This is a genomic window from Methylobacterium sp. 88A, assembly GCF_000376345.1.
In the GTDB taxonomy this organism is placed as follows: Bacteria; Pseudomonadota; Alphaproteobacteria; order Rhizobiales; family Beijerinckiaceae; genus Methylobacterium; species Methylobacterium bullatum.
Genome location: NZ_AQVT01000001.1, coordinates 2623819 through 2638945 on the forward strand (window position 1 = coordinate 2623819; position 15127 = coordinate 2638945).

The 15127-nt window shown below is 67.6% G+C and carries 15 protein-coding genes; 10 read left to right on the top strand and 5 right to left on the bottom strand.

The window, feature by feature from the left end:
• Nucleotides 1–184 precede the first annotated feature (184 nt).
• The 7 genes from A3OM_RS0112520 to A3OM_RS0112550 all read left to right on the top strand — a co-directional run bounded on the left by A3OM_RS0112520 (nucleotide 185) and on the right by A3OM_RS0112550 (nucleotide 5198).
• A complete protein-coding gene (locus A3OM_RS0112520; protein WP_018044106.1) occupies nucleotides 185–658 on the top strand; it encodes a RidA family protein in 474 nt (157 codons plus the stop codon).
• Nucleotides 659–660: 2 nt separating this feature from the next.
• Nucleotides 661–1413 (top strand): glycerophosphodiester phosphodiesterase, encoded by a 753-nt coding sequence (locus A3OM_RS0112525; protein ID WP_018044107.1) that lies wholly within the window; start codon nucleotides 661–663, stop codon nucleotides 1411–1413.
• Between the two features lie 39 nt (nucleotides 1414–1452).
• On the top strand, nucleotides 1453–1731 hold the full coding sequence (locus A3OM_RS0112530) for a hypothetical protein (protein ID WP_018044108.1): 279 nt from the start codon (nucleotides 1453–1455) through the stop codon (nucleotides 1729–1731).
• A 1-nt stretch (nucleotide 1732) separates the two neighbouring features.
• On the top strand, nucleotides 1733–2239 hold the full coding sequence (locus A3OM_RS24780; RefSeq protein WP_018044109.1) for a hypothetical protein: 507 nt from the start codon (nucleotides 1733–1735) through the stop codon (nucleotides 2237–2239).
• A gap of 63 nt (nucleotides 2240–2302) precedes the next feature.
• Nucleotides 2303–3562 (top strand): GNAT family N-acetyltransferase, encoded by a 1260-nt coding sequence (locus tag A3OM_RS0112540; RefSeq protein ID WP_018044110.1) that lies wholly within the window; start codon nucleotides 2303–2305, stop codon nucleotides 3560–3562.
• Nucleotides 3559–4719: a M20 aminoacylase family protein gene (locus A3OM_RS0112545; protein WP_018044111.1), complete on the top strand. Its 1161-nt coding sequence runs from the start codon at nucleotides 3559–3561 to the stop codon at nucleotides 4717–4719. The genes A3OM_RS0112540 and A3OM_RS0112545 overlap by 4 nt, the downstream gene beginning before the upstream one ends.
• Nucleotides 4716–5198 (top strand): glutathione peroxidase, encoded by a 483-nt coding sequence (locus A3OM_RS0112550; protein ID WP_018044112.1) that lies wholly within the window; start codon nucleotides 4716–4718, stop codon nucleotides 5196–5198. The genes A3OM_RS0112545 and A3OM_RS0112550 overlap by 4 nt, the downstream gene beginning before the upstream one ends.
• Before the next feature lie 3 nt (nucleotides 5199–5201).
• Here the strand turns inward: A3OM_RS0112550 and A3OM_RS25265 are convergent, their stop codons facing one another.
• Entirely contained in the window at nucleotides 5202–5885 is a 684-nt protein-coding gene (locus tag A3OM_RS25265; protein WP_081612666.1) for an ion channel, read from the bottom strand.
• A 49-nt stretch (nucleotides 5886–5934) separates the two neighbouring features.
• On the bottom strand, nucleotides 5935–6891 hold the full coding sequence (locus tag A3OM_RS0112555; protein WP_018044113.1) for a cation diffusion facilitator family transporter: 957 nt from the start codon (nucleotides 6889–6891) through the stop codon (nucleotides 5935–5937).
• A gap of 114 nt (nucleotides 6892–7005) precedes the next feature.
• On the opposite strand from A3OM_RS0112555, the gene A3OM_RS0112560 reads away from it, so the two are divergent.
• Complete coding sequence (locus A3OM_RS0112560; protein ID WP_018044114.1) at nucleotides 7006–7452, top strand: HIT family protein; 447 nt, start codon at nucleotides 7006–7008, stop codon at nucleotides 7450–7452.
• 4 nt (nucleotides 7453–7456) lie between these two features.
• Here the strand turns inward: A3OM_RS0112560 and A3OM_RS0112565 are convergent, their stop codons facing one another.
• The 3 genes from A3OM_RS0112565 to A3OM_RS0112575 all read right to left on the bottom strand — a co-directional run bounded on the left by A3OM_RS0112565 (nucleotide 7457) and on the right by A3OM_RS0112575 (nucleotide 10293).
• The gene (locus A3OM_RS0112565) at nucleotides 7457–7852 is read right to left on the bottom strand and encodes a PilZ domain-containing protein (protein WP_018044115.1); all 396 of its coding nucleotides are present in this window, start codon (nucleotides 7850–7852) and stop codon (nucleotides 7457–7459) included.
• A gap of 89 nt (nucleotides 7853–7941) precedes the next feature.
• A complete protein-coding gene (locus tag A3OM_RS0112570) occupies nucleotides 7942–8169 on the bottom strand; it encodes a hypothetical protein (RefSeq protein WP_018044116.1) in 228 nt (75 codons plus the stop codon).
• Between the two features lie 66 nt (nucleotides 8170–8235).
• Entirely contained in the window at nucleotides 8236–10293 is a 2058-nt protein-coding gene (locus A3OM_RS0112575; RefSeq protein WP_018044117.1) for an NAD(+) synthase, read from the bottom strand.
• A 288-nt stretch (nucleotides 10294–10581) separates the two neighbouring features.
• Here A3OM_RS0112575 and A3OM_RS0112580 point away from each other — a divergent pair, with 288 nt between their 5' ends.
• Both A3OM_RS0112580 and A3OM_RS0112585 read left to right on the top strand, forming a co-directional pair.
• Complete coding sequence (locus A3OM_RS0112580) at nucleotides 10582–14028, top strand: DNA translocase FtsK (protein ID WP_026175991.1); 3447 nt, start codon at nucleotides 10582–10584, stop codon at nucleotides 14026–14028.
• 163 nt (nucleotides 14029–14191) lie between these two features.
• Nucleotides 14192–15103: an outer-membrane lipoprotein carrier protein LolA gene (locus A3OM_RS0112585; protein WP_018044119.1), complete on the top strand. Its 912-nt coding sequence runs from the start codon at nucleotides 14192–14194 to the stop codon at nucleotides 15101–15103.
• Nucleotides 15104–15127: the final 24 nt, after the last annotated feature.

The following is a 15127-nucleotide window of genomic DNA, read 5'->3' on the forward strand; positions in this document are numbered from 1 at the left end:
TAGGCTGTGCGCGAGGACACGATACGGCGGTCCTCCCGATGGTCCTGCGACGCCCGCGCGGCGAGTGCGGCTCGGATGGCCGGGAACTCGGCTCCGAGCTTGCGCGGCTCGGAGCAAGTGTGCTCTGTCCCGCCCCGTCGGGCGCGACCCCGAGAATGGCATGCCTTCAGGGAAGGACGGACGGATGAGCACGGTCAAGGAACGCCTGGATGCCCTCGGCCTGGTGCTGCCGAAAGCCGCGGCCCCGGTGGCGAATTACGTACCCTTCATCCGCACCGGCAATCTGGTGATCATCTCCGGCCAGATCTGCTTTGGCGCCGACGGCAAGCTCGCCGATGCCCACAAGGGCAAGCTCGGCGCCGAGATCTCCCCGGAGGCCGGCATCGCCGCCGCCCGGCTCTGCGCCCTCAACGTGCTGGCCCAGGTGCAGGCGGCCGTGGGCGATCTCGACCATGGCGTCGTGCAATGCCTGCGCCTCGGCGGCTTCATCAATGCGGTGCCGACCTTCGCCGGCCTCGCCGGGATCATGAACGGGGCCTCCGACCTGATGGTCGAGATCCTGGGCGATCGCGGCCGGCATGCCCGCTCCACCGTGGGCGTCGCCGAACTGCCCCTCGACGCCGCCGTCGAGGTCGAGGCGATGTTCGAGGTGAAGTGAGGATGGGGTCGAACGCCCCCGCCTGGCTCACCGCGACGCCCATCGCCCATCGCGGGCTGCACGACCGGGCCGCCGGCATCCCCGAGAACACCCTGGCGGCGGTGAAAGCCGCCATCGCCGGCGGCTACGCGATCGAGTGCGACGTGCAGCTCAGCGCCGACGGCGAGGCGATGGTGTTCCACGACGAGGCGCTCGGGCGCCTCACCGGCGCCGTCGCCCTCGTGGCCGAGACGCGGACGGACGCCCTCCGGTCCCTGGCGGTGGCCGGCTCGCCCGAGACGATCCCCACCCTGCCCGACACCCTCGCCACCATCGCCGGCCGGGTGCCCCTCGTGGTCGAGGTCAAGTCGCGCTTCACCGGCGACCTGCGCCTCGTCGAGCGCGTGGCCGCCATCGTCTCGGGGTATGACGGCCCGGTGGCGGTGAAGTCCTTCGACCCGGCCCTGATCGAGGCCTTCGCCGGTCTCGCGCCGGACGTCCCGCGCGGAATCGTCGGCGAGACCACCCAGGACGATCCGGCCTATGCGCTGATGCCGGAGAGCCTGCGGCGCTCGCTCTCCGACCTGTTGCATCTCGAAGCGAGTCGCCCCGACTTCCTGTCCTGGCGCGTGGACGACCTGCCCTGCGCCGCCACCTATCTCTGCCGCCATCTCGGCCGGATGCCGCTGATGACTTGGACGGTGCGCAATCCCGACCAGCGTCAACGCGCGCACGAGCATGCCGACCAGATGGTGTTCGAGGGGTTCCGGCCCTGAGGGTTTGACGCATCGCGCCATCGGGATCACATTCGCTGCATGGCGCAGCTTCCCATCCACCGCATCGAGGAAATCGGGCTGGCGGCCGCCCGAGCCATTGCCGGTGGGCAGGTCCGGGCGATCAGGGTTCGTCCCGCTCTCGATTCTGGCGACGAACCCGCGTACTTCCTGTCCTTCCTCTCCGAGACCAGCCAGACTGGGCGGCCGGAAGTTCTCTTGGACATCGCCCACAGGGTCAGGGATGAACTGATCGAGAACGGCGACGAATCCTATCCCTACATCCGCCTCGTGACGCAGGATGAGTGGGGCGTCCGGTGAGATGCTCGATCCTCGTGAGCTTCTCGATCTCGCAACGGAGCTCGCGACGTCGTCGGGGAGTGCGGTCCAGAACCCTGCGCGGCGATGCAGGGCCGTCTCCACGGCCTATTACGCCTTGTTTCACGCGCTTCTGCGCCGCCCGGCCGACGAGTTCGTGGGCAGGCGCCATCACGGTGAGGCGAGCTATACGCTCCTGTACCGCGGCTTCGCCCACGCCCGGATGAAGCAGGTATGCGAGGAGCTCGATAAGCCGAGCCTGCGCCCTGTCTACCGTGACAAGCTGAAACGAGCCGCCGTCAGTCCTGCCGTGCGCTACCTCGCGACGACCTTCGTCGAGTTGCAGGAAGCGCGGCACCGCGCCGATTATGATCCGGAAGCTGCCACCAGCGACGCGGACGCCGCGCGTGCCTGTCTGCTGGCGGATTTCGGGATGAAGAGCCTCGCGCAGGCCGATCCGGCCGAGATCCGCGATATCCTGGCATTGATGCTCATGGATCAGCGCCGATAGATCCGTCTCCCCGCGCGCTTCGCGCGCGCTTGTCCCCTCGCCCGACAGGGTTAGATTGCGGTCATGGAAAAGACCGGACCGGTAGCCGAGCCAGAGCTGGATCCCGCACCGACCCTGCAGGTGCGCGCGGTCACCGGCCTCGCCGAGATCCCGGCGGCGGAGTGGGATGCCTGCGCCACGTCGCCCGAGACGCTGGCGGCGGGGGACGAGACCCACAATCCGTTCGTCTCCCACGCCTTCCTCTCTGCCTTGGAGGATTCGGGCTGCGTCTCGCGCAGGACCGGGTGGCTGCCTCTGCATGTGGCGGTGGAGTGCGAGGGGCGGCTCGTCGGTGTCGCGCCCTGCTATCTGAAATCTCACAGCCAGGGCGAATACGTGTTCGATCATGGCTGGGCCGATGCCTACGAGCGCGCGGGCGGGGCGTATTACCCCAAGCTCCAGGTCAGCGTGCCGTTCACGCCCGTCACCGGCCCGCGCTTCCTCATCGCGCCGGGCCAGGACGTGGCCGAGGCCGCCTCCGCGCTGATCGCCGGGTTGCGCGCGCTCCGGGCGGAGACCAAGGCCTCCTCGATCCACGTCACCTTCATGCAGGAGCGGGAATGGGAACAGGCCGGCGCGCTGGGGCTTCTCCAGCGGCTCGACCAGCAGTTCCATTGGGACAATGCCGGCTATGCCGGGTTCGAGGATTTCCTCGGGGCGCTCTCCTCGCGAAAGCGCAAGGCGATCCGGCGCGAGCGCCGCGACGCCCTGAGCCAGGGCATCACCATCGAGCACGTCACCGGCGCCGACCTGACGCCGGCCCATTGGGATGCGTTCTACGAGTTCTACGCCGATACCGGCGCGCGCAAATGGGGCCGGCCCTACCTCAACCGCGAGTTCTTCGGCCTCATCGGCGAGCGCATGCCGGAGCGCATCCTGCTCATCATGGCCAAGCGCGAGGGCCGCTACGTGGCCGGCGCCATCAATTTCCTCGGCGATGTCGCGCTCTACGGCCGCAACTGGGGCTGCGTCGAGGACCACCCCTTCCTACATTTCGAGGTCTGCTACTATCAAGCCATCGATTTCGCGATCCGGCGCGGGCTGAAGCGGGTCGAGGCCGGGGCGCAGGGGGAGCACAAGCTCACCCGCGGCTACCGGCCGGTGCTGATGCATTCGGCCCACGACATCGCCGATCCCGCCCTGCGCCGCGCCGTCGCCGATTATCTCCGCCGCGAGCGCGACCACGTGCTCGAGGCGGCCTCGGTGCTCGGTGAGATGACGCCGTTTCGCCGGGACTGCACGATGGCCGATCCCGAGACCGAAAAGGACGAAGAGCGCCCATGAGCCCGATCGACCGTATCAAGGCCTTCGCCGACGACCTCACGGCGATCCGCCGGGACATCCATGCCCATCCCGAGATCGGTTTCGAGGAGGTGCGGACCTCGAGCCTCGTGGCCGAGCACCTCGCAAGCTACGGCATCGAGGTCCATCGCGGGCTCGGCGGAACGGGGCTCGTCGGCGTGCTGCAGGGGCGCTCGGCCAACGGCCGCCGCATCGGGTTGCGGGCGGAGATGGACGCGCTGCCGATCGAGGAGGAGACCAACCTCCCCCATCGCTCCACGATTCCGGGCAAGATGCACGCCTGCGGCCATGACGGCCACACCACCATGCTGCTCGGCGCGGCCCGCTACCTCGCCGAGACGCGGGATTTCGACGGCACCGCCCTCTTCGTGTTCCAGCCGGCGGAGGAAGGGCTCGGCGGCGCTCGCGCCATGCTCGCCGACGGGCTGTTCGAGCGCTTCCCCTGCGACGAGATCTACGGGCTTCACAACACCCCCAGCGGCCCGCACGGCAAGCTCAAGATCCGGCCCGGCCCGATGATGGCGGCAGCGGACTTCTTCGACATCCGCATCACCGGGCGCGGCGCCCACGCGGCCGAACCGCATCGCGGCCTCGATTCCATCGTGGCGGCCGCGGCCCTCGTCCAGGCGCTGCAATCCATCGTCTCGCGCAATGCCGACCCTTTGAAGAGCGCCGTGCTTTCGGTGACCCAGATCCATGCGGGCGCGGCCTATAACGTCATTCCCGAGGGCGCCCATCTCGCCGGCACGGTCCGGACCTTCGATCGGGCCGTGCGCACCCTCGTCTCGCGCCGCATCCGCGAGGTCGCCCAGGGCATCGCCCTCGCCCACGGAGTCGAGATCGGGGTGGAAATCCGCGACACGTTCTCGGTGCTGGAGAACAGCGCCGCCCATGCCGCTGCGGCGGCCGAGATCGCCCGCGAGATCTTCGGGGCCGAAGGCGTCGACGACGACACGGTGCCGCGCATGGGCAGCGAGGATTTCGCCGACATGCTGATGGTGGTGCCGGGGGCCTATGCCTGGATCGGCGGGACGCCGGGACCGGGCCTGCACAACGCGGCTTTCGATTTCGACGACAGCATCATCCCCCTGGGCAGCTCCTACCTCGCCCGCCTCGTCGAGAAGCGCACCGCCGCATGACCAGCCTGTTCGATTTCACGCCCAAGGCCGCCGACGGCACGCCCTATCCCCTCGACCGGCACCGGGGGCAGGTCGTGCTCGTGGTCAACACCGCCTCGAAATGCGGCTTCACCCCGCAATACGAGGGGCTGGAGGCGCTCTGGCGCAAGCACCGCGAGGCGGGGCTCGTGGTGCTCGGCTTCCCCTGCAACCAGTTCGGCGCCCAGGAGCCCGGCGATGCGGGAGAGATCGCGCAATTCTGCAGCCTGACCTACGATGTCAGCTTCCCCGTGCTCGCCAAAGTGGAGGTGAACGGGGCCGGCACCGATCCGGTCTTCGCCCATCTGAAGCAGGAGAAGCCCGGCCTCCTCGGCACCAAGGGCATCAAGTGGAACTTCACCAAGTTCCTCGTGGGGCGCGACGGCAAGGTCATCGGCCGCTACCCGCCCACCGCGAAGCCCGCGGATCTCGAAGGCGATATCCTGCGGGCTCTCAGTTGAAGGCTATGGTGTCTCGTCATATAATGCCGTTATCTTCGAAAACATTGACAATAAACGTGAGAAAACAAGTATTATGAATACGCTGCTATAAAATCCTTGTATAGCAACCACCCCACGCAGCCACCCTATTGGCGAAACGTCGCCAAACCCAATCGTGAATTGAGTCATAGCGCTGAGGTACAGGCCGTCGATTGGTTGGTTTGTGTCGGATTTCAAAAGATTACTGTTTGCGGCATATATTATACCAAACAAAATCAAAGCTTCGATGTAGTTGATTGCTGCAAGTACTATCATTCGTTCTTTGCTTGCAACCGCCTCTGATTTTCTTTGGATATTGTCAAATATCATAGTATTTATATTGACTTGAAAGATTTCTACAAGTCTTATGGTCGACAAAGCTACCAAGATATATACAAATATATTCGACATTGTGCATGCATTTGATATAAGTATTATGAAAAAAATTTCTAATAATACCCAAAATAAAATATAGATATCAATGCGCAGAATTCTATTTGCTGCATATTCTTTGTTTGCGATATCTTCTAGGTTTAATTCACCGCGAGATCTATATTTATCGTTCACACGAGAGAGTACATACATAAAGGTGGGGTATTTTAGCGCCTTAAATAGTATTCGAACAGAGTTAGTTATTAGTCCTAGTTCATTTTTATCAATGACTTTCATCGTGTTTAAGCCCGATTGGGATGTTGGAGACAACCAAGCATTGCATTTTTTAAGATCGGACGCGAGGTGAATTTTCCTTCGCCTGGATCTCGATGAAGACCCGCTTCACCGCCGGGTTACGCGCCTTCAACCGGGCATCCAGACGGCCGACCATCGCCTCGACCTCGCCGGCCTTAAGGTCGTCCTCCATGTCGAGGCTGACATTCACCAGGATGTCGGAGGGGCCGAGATGCTGGGTCAGCACCGCGTTGACGTGGCGGACGCCGGGCTCCGTCCGCACCGTCTCCTCGATCGCCGCCACGGTCTCGGGGGCGGCCGCCTCGCCGACGAGGAGGCCGTGCGTCTCGATCATCAGGAACAGCGCCATCCCGATCAGGATCGCGCCGATGCCGATGGAGGACCAGCCGTCGAGGCTGGGCATCTGCAGCCATTCGGCAAGGATGACTCCCGCCAGCGCGACCATCAGCCCGAGCAGGGCGGCGACGTCCTCGATCAGCACGGTGAACAGGGCCGGGTCCTTGCTCCGGCGGATCGCGGTGATCGCCTCCCGGTCGCCCTTCTCGGCCCAGAACGCCTTGAGGGCGACGGCGCAGGAATAGCCCTCGGCCAGCACCGCGAAGCCGAGGATCGAGAGGTTGACCCAGAAGCCCGGAATGGTGCGGCCGAAGATCACCGCGTCGGCGGAAGCCTCCGGGTAGTGGATCTTGTGGATGCCCTCGTAGACCGCGAAGGCGCCGCCTCCGAGGAAGATGAACAGCGCGACGATGAACGCGTAGAAATAGACCTCGCGCCCATAGCCGAAGGGAAAGCGCGCATCGGCCGGTTTCTTGGCCCGCGACAGGCCGACGAGGAGGAGGATCTGGTTGGCGGTGTCCACCAGCGAATGCACGCCCTCCGCCAGCATGGCCGAGGAACCGGTGAAGAAGGCGCCCACGAACTTCGCCGCCGCGATGGCGAGGTTGGCTCCTGCGGCGGTGTAGATCGCGCCGTTGCTCTCATGCGCCATGCCGGCGAAACTCTCATCGAAGGGACGGCCCCGCGCCGTGGACGCCGGGGGCCAGTCTGTGCAAGGTCCGGCCGGAAAACCGCAGACGCACATCCGCGATGGAGACCGGCCCCGATGTCCTCAAACGCCGAAGCTGCGCAGTACGATCCGCAGAACGTCTTCGCCAAGATCCTGCGGGGCGAGATTCCCGCCCACAAGGTCTACGAGGACGAGCACAGCCTCGCCTTCATGGACGTGATGCCCCAGGGGCCGGGTCATACCCTGGTGATCCCCAAGGCCCCGGCGCGCGGCCTGCTCGATGCCGACCCGGATTCCCTCGCCGCCACCGTCAGGACCGTGCAGCGCGTCGCCCGCGCGGTGAAGACGGCCTTCGCGGCCGATGGCCTGACTGTCTTCCAGTACAACGAGCCGGCCGGCGGGCAGACGGTGTTCCACCTCCACATCCACATCGTGCCGCGCTTCGACGGCGTGGCGCTGGGCCGGCATACGGGGGGAATGGCCGACAGCGATCTCCTCGGCATCCACGCGGCGCAGATCCGGGCGGCCCTCGACGCGGCGTGAACGATCAGGCGACGCTGGCAGGTGCCGGTGTCGCGGCGATCAGCCGGCGCAAGGCGGCGTTCTCGGCTTCGAGTTCAGCAATGCGACGGATCAGGGTCAGCATCGCGGCCGGATCGGCCTGGGGCGACGGAACCGGAGTGGCGGCTGTGGTCTCGTCCACGAAGGCGACGCCGATGCCGTCGGCACGGCGCCAGCGCAGATTCGCCTTATAGGTCCGCTCCTTCTGGGGGATGAAGAGGTCGAACATCTCCGGAAGGGTCGCGGTCTCCGTCAGGGCGAGGCGCGCGCCGATCGACGACAGGTCGCGCACGAGGCAATCCATGCTCGACGCGCCGTTGTTGAAGATGATGCGGCCCTTGAGGAATGTCCTCTGCCGCGCTTCCTTGCGATTGTCCGACATGACGGCCGGTCTCCGGCTCCGCTTGGTGCGACCGGCCGGACCCTCGCATGAGGCTCCTTAAGGAATGATCGCCGCGAGGGCGCGTCCTCTCAGTTGAAGCGCCGGTCCATGGTCTCGAAGAGATAGAAGCCGTTGAAGCGCACCGCCGTGGTCGCGGCCCGCTCGTCGAAATCGGCCGGGGCCTCGGCTTCGTCGCTCAGCCGTCCGCTGAACGCCCAGTTCCGTCCGCTGAGGAAGCTCGGAACGGCACGGCACTCCGGTACCGCGCAGCACAGGCCGCTGACGGACTTCAGGCAGAACACGTTGTAGCTTTGCATCGGTCGGTCTCCGACTGGCCACCCCGACTCAGCCGATAGTGCCATAATCGGACCGGAGTGTGTCGATCAGTTTTCGGGGACGTTGCGGGCGAGCTCGTCGAGCCAGATCCGGGCATTGCCGTCGGAGGGGGCGCGCCAGTCGCCGCGCGGCGAGAGCGAGCCCCCGGCCGCCACTTTGGGGCCGTTGGGCATGGCCGAGCGCTTGAACTGGCTGAAGCCGAAGAAGCGCTGCAGGAACACGCCGAGCCAGGCGCGGATCTCCGGCAGCGCATAGGCCTGACGCTTGGCCTCGGGAAAGTCCGGCGGCCATGCGCCGCGTTCCGCATCCTCCCAGGCATGAAGGGAGAGGAAGGCGATCTTCGACGGTTTGAAGCCGTAGCGCAGGGTGTAGAACAGGTTGAAATCCTGCAGCGCATAGGGGCCGATCTTGGCCTCCGTGCTCTGGGGCGAGCCGCCCTCCTCCGTGGGTACGAGTTCGGGCGAGATCTCGGTGGCGAGGATCGCCTGCAGGGTGGCGTTGGCGCCCTCGCCGATCTGGCCGCTGGCGATGACCCAGCGGATCAGGTGCTGGATCAGGGTCTTGGGCACCCCGGAATTGACGCCGTAATGGCTCATCTGGTCGCCGACGCCGTAGGTGCACCAGCCGAGCGCCAGTTCCGACAGGTCGCCCGTGCCGATGACGATGGCGCCGTTCTGGTTGGCCAGCCGGAACAGGTAATCGGTCCGCAGCCCCGCCTGCACGTTCTCGAAGGTGACGTCGTAGACCGGCTCTCCCCGCCCGAACGGGTGGCCCATATCGGCGAGCATCTGCCGCGCCGCCGGCCTGATGTCGATCTCCCCCGCCGTGGTGCCGAGGGAAGCCATCAGCGCGTGGGCATTCGCCTTGGTGGCGTCCGACGTGGCGAAGCCCGGCAGTGTGTAGGCGAGGATGTCCGAGCGCGGGAGGCCGAGCCTGTCGAAGGCCTTGGCCACCACGATGAGGGCATGGGTCGAATCGAGGCCGCCCGAAATACCGATCACGGCCTTCTTAGTGCCGGTGGCGGCGAGCCGCTGCGCGAGGCCCGCCACCTGGATGTTGTAGGCCTCGTAGCAATCCTGGGCGAGGCGGGCGATGTCGGAGGGCACGAAGGGGAAGCGCTCCACCCGGCGCATCAGGCCGAGATCGCCCGAGGGCGGATCGAGCCGGAGGCGGATCGTGCGGTAGGACAGCCCGCGCCCGCGCGCATTGTCGTCGAAGCTGCCCGCCTGGAGCCGTTCCTGGGCCAGGAGGTCGAGGTCGATATCGGCCAGCGTCGCCACCGGGCCGGCGGCGAAGCGCTCGCCCTCGGCAAGGCGGATGCCGACCTCGTCGATGCTGGTCTGGCCGTCCCAGGACAGGTCGGTGGTGGATTCGCCGAGCCCCGCCGCCGCGTAGACATAGGCGCAGGCGCAGCGCATCGAGGCCGACCGCGTGAGCAGCGCCCGGGAGTCCGCGCGCCCCACGGTGATGGGGCTGCCCGACAGGTTGGCGAGCACGGTGGCGCCGGCCAAGGCCGCATCCGTGCCGGGGGGGGCGGGCACCCAGAGGTCCTCGCAGACCTCGATGCCGAGGGTGAAGCCGGGGAGATCCTCGGCCGTGAAGAGCAGGTCCGGGCCGAAGGGGACGACAGTGCCGCCGAGGGTGATCGATTCGCCGAGGAGGCCGGCGCCGGAGGCGAAATGGCGCTTCTCGTAGAACTCCCGGTAATTCGGCAGGTAGCTCTTGGGCACCACGCCGAGCACCCGGCCGCGATGGATGGCCAGCGCGCAATTGTAGATCCGGTGGCGCCAGCGCAGGGGCGCGCCGACCAGCAGGATGGGTGTCAGCTCGGCCGAGGCCGCGACGATGCGGGTGATCGCCGTCTCTACCGCGTCGAGGAGGGTCGCCTGCAGCAGCAGGTCCTCGATGGCATAAGACGAGACGCAGAGTTCCGGAAACACGGCGAGGACCGCGCCCTTCCCATGACACTCATCGGCGAGCGCCAGGATCTCGTCGGCATTGCGCTCAGGATCAGCCGGATGGCTTCGTCCGGCGCAGGCCGCCACACGGGCGAAACCGTGACGGTAGAGGGACTTGAAGGCGGAGCTTCGTGTGGTTTCGGCCAAGGGGCGGGGTGCCTCTCGCAAGGGTGACGCAGCGTCCGCGGCGCGCGGGGCTGAGCGGGCAGGGTCCGCCGAGGGAAACCCGTGTGATCCGAGACGCTTCATCGGGTTCCCTCATCTAACCCGTTACGCGCCGGAGCTCCAGGGGGAGGCGGGCGCTCCCGGACTTCGGAGATCCGACACTTCGCGGCATGCGGGCAAGCGTCTGTTAACGACGTTGGCTCTAGCTTGGGGAAGAACCGCTCCTGTCGAGGACGCGGACCCGTACCCTTCGAGTCAATCCAGAGCATCATGCGCGCATCGGGACGGCCTCCCTATTCTCATCGTGATCCCTCCCGGCCCGGACGCGGCGGCGACCGCCCCGGCCTGACCTTGGGCGCCCTCGCGCACAGGCTGATCAGCCTGCGCGCAAGCCTGACCCGGCGCCTCGCCGGACCGCCCCAGCGCCCGAGCCTGGTCTCGCCGCGCCCGGCGCAATCCTGGCTCACGGCCCCCCGAGACATGGTGCACGACGCCCCCGCTCCCCAGGCCCAGCCTTGGGCAGAGCAGGGCAAGTGGGCCGAGGCGCAGGCCTGGCCGGACCACGTCTTCGACGACCGCGCCACCCCCGATCTCGCCCGCTCCTCGGGCATCGCGGCCATGGACTCGACCGGCGAGAGCCGGATCGACCACAGCGCATCGAGCCCGCGCGTGCTGATCCGCTCGCCGCGTCGTCCCGCCTCCATCACGCCGGAGGGCTACGACGCGCCGGCCCATTCCGCGCCCGAGCCGGATGCCCCGGCGGTCCGCTATACCCGCACGCCCGACCCGGTGCTGCAGGAGCGTCGCCAGCGGGCGCTCGATGCCGAGCGCCTGGCGCAGGAGGAGCAGGTCCGCGCCGCGCGGCAGGCCGAGGACGAGGCGCGGCAGGCCGCCGAACGCGCCGCCCTCGCCGCCGCGGAAGCGGAACGTGCCGCCCTGGAGGCGGCCGAGGCCGCGCTTCTGGCCGCGATTCCCCCCGAGCCGCCGCAGCCCCTGTGGCGCCAGCCCTATACCCCGCCGCCGGGCGTCCGCTTCTTCCGCTCGCCCGACCGCCGTCCGCAGGCCGTCCTCGCCGCCATCGTCGAGGAGCCGCTGCCCATCTCCGCATCGGTGAGCGAGCCGATCGTCGCCGCCGAGCCGGCCCCCCTGCCCGTCGACCGCGATTGGACCGAGGTTCCCGACTGGGCCGCCATGCGCGCCTGGTTCGACGGCGAGGATTCGACCGCCGTCGAGACGTGGTCGGCGATCCAGGCCGATTCCGCCGAGGCCGTGGCTCCGTCCCTGCTGGAGGCTTCTCCCGTGCCGGAGGTTTCTCCGGTGCCGGATCTCGCCCCGGTCGGCGCAAAGGAGGACGAGACCTCAGCGTTCACGGCCTCGCCGCCCGTGGACATCTCGCTTCTGCGCCCGCTGCCGCCCAGCCCCGTCTACGTCCTCGACCGGCTGATGCGGTTCGACCGTGGCGGCGCGCCCCTGCCCGCCAACGGCCAGGATAACGGCCAAGATAACGGCCAGTCCGCGCCTGTCAGGGACGAGCCGAGCCACGAGGACCGCGTCGCCGAAGTCGCCGAGGCGGCCACCCTGGCTCTCGTCATCGAGCAGACCGGGCCGGCCCCCCAGCGTTCGGTTGCCGTCTCGGCCATGGCCGCCCGCGCGGCTATCCGTCCGGCCCGCATGCCCGCCGCCCCGGTGGCGCAGGCTCCCGTGATGCAGGCTCAGGTGATGCAACCCCGCGTCGCGGAAGCTCCCGTGATGGAGGCCTCCGTCGCGCAGACCGTCCCGATGCAGGCCCCCTCCCCTGTCGCGGTGGCGCCGGTCGCTCCGGTCTTCACGCCGGTGCCGCCGCGCCCGGTCCTTCTGCGCAACCCGAAGGCCGTCGCCACGGCTCCAGAGCCCGAGCCTCGGGTGGCGGAAGCGCCGGCCCTCCCCGAAGCCGCCACACCCGTCGAGATGGAGGAAGCCCCGGCTCCCGTCCTCGCGCTGCCGGCCCCGCCGCCTGCCCCGTCTCCGTCCCGCGCGATCTTCCCCGAGCCCCGCGCCACGCTGATCCCGGCCGGCCGGCACACGCCGATGTCGCTCGTGGAGAACGAGGATTACGAGCACCCCTCGCTGGAACTGCTGGCCGAGCCGCCGGTGACCGGCACCGAGGAGGTCGATGCCGACGTGCTGGAGCAGAACGCGCTCAACCTCCAGCAGACGGTGCAGGATTTCGGCGTGCGCGGCGACATTCTCGCCGTGCGCCCCGGCCCGGTGGTCACGCTCTACGAACTGGAGCCGGCCCCCGGCACCAAGTCGAGCCGCGTCATCGGTCTCTCGGACGACATCGCCCGTTCTATGTCGGCGGTCTCGGCCCGCGTCGCGGTCGTTCCCGGCCGCAACGTCATCGGCATCGAACTGCCCAACGAGACCCGCGAGACCGTCTACCTGCGCGAATTGCTGTCCTCGGCCGATTTCTGCATCAGCAAGCACAAGCTCGCCCTCTGCCTCGGCAAGAATATCGGCGGCGAGCCGATCATCGCCGATCTCGCCAAGATGCCCCACCTGCTCGTCGCCGGCACCACCGGCTCGGGCAAGTCGGTGGCGATCAACACGATGATCCTGTCGCTGCTCTACCGGATGAAGCCGGAAGAGTGCCGCCTGATCATGGTCGATCCCAAGATGCTGGAACTCTCCGTCTATGACGGCATCCCGCACCTGCTCTCCCCCGTCGTCACCGACCCGAAGAAGGCGGTCATCGCCCTCAAATGGGCCGTGCGCGAGATGGAGGAGCGCTACAAGAAGATGTCGAAGATCGCGGTCCGCAACATCGACGGCTACAATGCCCGGATGGCGGAAGCGCGGGCCAAGGGCGAGATCATCACCCGCGAGATCCATACCGGCTTCAACCGCGAGACCGGCCAGGCCGTGTTCGAGACGGAGGAGATGGACCTCTCGGCCCTGCCCTACATCGTCATCGTGGTCGACGAGATGGCCGACCTGATGATGGTGGCCGGCAAGGACATCGAAGGTGCGATCCAGCGTCTGGCGCAGATGGCGCGCGCGGCCGGCATCCACCTCATCATGGCGACGCAGCGCCCCTCGGTGGACGTCATCACCGGCACGATCAAGGCGAACTTTCCGACCCGGATCTCCTTCCAGGTCACCTCCAAGATCGACAGCCGCACGATCCTCGGCGAGATGGGTGCCGAGCAGCTGCTCGGCCAGGGCGACATGCTGTTCATGGCCGGCGGTGGCCGCACCACCCGCGTCCACGGCCCGTTCTGCTCGGATTCGGAAGTCGAGAGCGTGGTCGCCCACCTGAAGCGCCAGGGCCGGCCGTCCTATCTCGAAGCCGTCACCGTGGACGAGAACCCGCCCGAGGAGAAGCCGGCAAAGGCCTCCAAGGCCGACAAGGCGGCGGCCGCCGAGGCCGAAGAGATCGATGCGCCGATCTTCGATGCCGGGGCCTATGCGGGCGGTGGGATCGATGCGGGTGCCGACCTCTACGACCAGGCGGTGCAGGTGGTGATGCGGGACCGCAAGGCCTCCACCAGCTACATCCAGCGCCGCCTGCAGATCGGCTACAACCGCGCCGCCTCGATCATGGAGCGGATGGAGGTTGAGGGCATCGTCGGCCAGGCCAACCACGCCGGCAAGCGCGAGATCCTGATGGAGACCGCGCCGTCCAGCATGGGGGCGATCTCGATGTCCTCGCCGATGATGGACGACGACGACGAGTGAGCTCCCCCTCCCTCCCCCTTGTGGGGAGGGACCGAGGGTGGGGGTGGCTCGGGACCAAGCGAGCCGTTTCCGGCCCCTCACCTCCACCGCTTCCCCGTCCCATATTCGCCACAGGCTCGGGTTCTAAGCCGGAACCCCACCCGACTTCGGAGAACGCCCCAGGATGACCGGCCGACGCCACCTTCTCGCCGCCGGCTCGCTCCTCGTGCTGGCGGCCGGCCTCCAGCCCGCGCCGGCCTCGGCGCAGGTCTCGTCCTTCCTCGACGGCCTGTTCGGCCGCAAGGAGCAGCCCGCGCCGGCCCCCGCTCCCGAGCCGGAAGCGCCCCCGGCCGCTCCCACCGCGCCGAAGAAGCCTGCGGCCCAGGCGCCCAAACCCGCCAAGGACGCCAAGGCGGGGTCGGACAAGGCGGCTCCCGGCGCGAAGCCCGCCGCGAAGGCCGCGCCCTCGGACGCGCCCGCCAAGGTGGCCGCCGTCGGTGCCCCCACCGCGGCGGCGTCCATGTTGGATGCCGAGCCCGCCGCCGTGCTCGCCCAGGCCAACGCCTATTTCAACGGGATGACCACGCTCAGCGGCAACTTCGTCCAGATCGCCGGCGACGGGCGCCGCATCGGCGGCAAGCTGACCCTGGCCAAGCCCGGCCGCCTGCGCTTCGACTACGACCAGCCCTCCCCCATGGAGGTGGTGGCGGACGGCACGTCGGTGGCGGTGAAGGACCGCAAGCTGAAGACCCAGGACCTCTATTTCATCTCGCAGACGCCACTGAAATTCCTGCTGCGCGACAAGATCGACCTCGCCCGCGACCTCACCGTGTCGGACATCGCCAACGATCCGGGCGGCATCCGCATCTCGCTCGAGGACCGGGCGACGCTGGGCGGCACCTCGAAGATCCAGCTGTTCTTCGACGCCGAGATGAAGACCCTCAGCCAGTGGCGGATCACCGATCCGCAGGGCTACCAGACCACGGTCCAGCTCTCGAACCTGCAGAAGGGCAAGGCCATCGACGGCAGCCAGTTCTTCATCAATTACGGGCGCAGCGAAGACAAGGCGATGGAGAAGCAGATCAAGGCGCAGTGATCGCGAGTGCCTCCCTTCTCCCCT

Coding starts and splice junctions, on each gene's coding strand:
- A3OM_RS0112555 (WP_018044113.1), bottom strand. CDS start 6,891: ATGGCGCATGAGAGCAACGGCGCGATCTACACCGCCGCAGGAGCCAAC.
- A3OM_RS0112585 (WP_018044119.1), top strand. CDS start 14,192: ATGACCGGCCGACGCCACCTTCTCGCCGCCGGCTCGCTCCTCGTGCTG.
- A3OM_RS0112540 (WP_018044110.1), top strand. CDS start 2,303: ATGGAAAAGACCGGACCGGTAGCCGAGCCAGAGCTGGATCCCGCACCG.
- A3OM_RS24780 (WP_018044109.1), top strand. CDS start 1,733: ATGCTCGATCCTCGTGAGCTTCTCGATCTCGCAACGGAGCTCGCGACG.
- A3OM_RS0112545 (WP_018044111.1), top strand. CDS start 3,559: ATGAGCCCGATCGACCGTATCAAGGCCTTCGCCGACGACCTCACGGCG.
- A3OM_RS0112525 (WP_018044107.1), top strand. CDS start 661: ATGGGGTCGAACGCCCCCGCCTGGCTCACCGCGACGCCCATCGCCCAT.
- A3OM_RS0112570 (WP_018044116.1), bottom strand. CDS start 8,169: ATGCAAAGCTACAACGTGTTCTGCCTGAAGTCCGTCAGCGGCCTGTGC.
- A3OM_RS0112560 (WP_018044114.1), top strand. CDS start 7,006: ATGTCCTCAAACGCCGAAGCTGCGCAGTACGATCCGCAGAACGTCTTC.
- A3OM_RS0112530 (WP_018044108.1), top strand. CDS start 1,453: ATGGCGCAGCTTCCCATCCACCGCATCGAGGAAATCGGGCTGGCGGCC.
- A3OM_RS0112520 (WP_018044106.1), top strand. CDS start 185: ATGAGCACGGTCAAGGAACGCCTGGATGCCCTCGGCCTGGTGCTGCCG.
- A3OM_RS0112580 (WP_026175991.1), top strand. CDS start 10,582: ATGCGCGCATCGGGACGGCCTCCCTATTCTCATCGTGATCCCTCCCGG.
- A3OM_RS25265 (WP_081612666.1), bottom strand. CDS start 5,885: ATGAAAGTCATTGATAAAAATGAACTAGGACTAATAACTAACTCTGTT.
- A3OM_RS0112550 (WP_018044112.1), top strand. CDS start 4,716: ATGACCAGCCTGTTCGATTTCACGCCCAAGGCCGCCGACGGCACGCCC.
- A3OM_RS0112565 (WP_018044115.1), bottom strand. CDS start 7,852: ATGTCGGACAATCGCAAGGAAGCGCGGCAGAGGACATTCCTCAAGGGC.